General features: G+C 60.4%; 1 protein-coding gene. It reads left to right on the top strand.

The features are described from left to right. On the top strand, positions 1 to 374 hold a 374-nt coding region (locus ACUXVH_RS31700; RefSeq protein ID WP_445496870.1), incomplete at both ends, for an immunoglobulin-like domain-containing protein.

Raw genomic sequence — 374 nt, 5'->3', positions numbered from 1 at the left:
GATACCCCGGACACTACAACCCTGAGCCTCTCGGCTACTGAGTCCGTGGCCGAGGGCGGTTCCATCGTCTACACCGCAACCCTGACCAACGCTGCCGGTACTCCGGTCACCGTGACCTTGAGTAACGGTGCCGTAATCACGATTGCTGCCGGTGCCACTTCGGGCACGGCAACTGTCGCCGCGCCAGCTGATGACGTCTACAAAGACGCCGGCAAGGTCGAAGCGACTATTACCAAGGCCGAAGGCGGCAACTTCGAGCACCTGGAAACCAATCCAGCTCCAGCAGTCACCGACGTTACTGACACCATCGACACCAGCACCGTTTCCCTGACTGCCACGCCGAGCGTGGCTGAGGGTGGCATTGTTGTTTACAC

Source organism: Pseudomonas sp. 8(2025), from assembly GCF_052665325.1.
The sequence above is the reverse complement of the archived record's forward strand: the minus strand, read 5'-3'. Positions and strand labels throughout refer to the sequence as shown.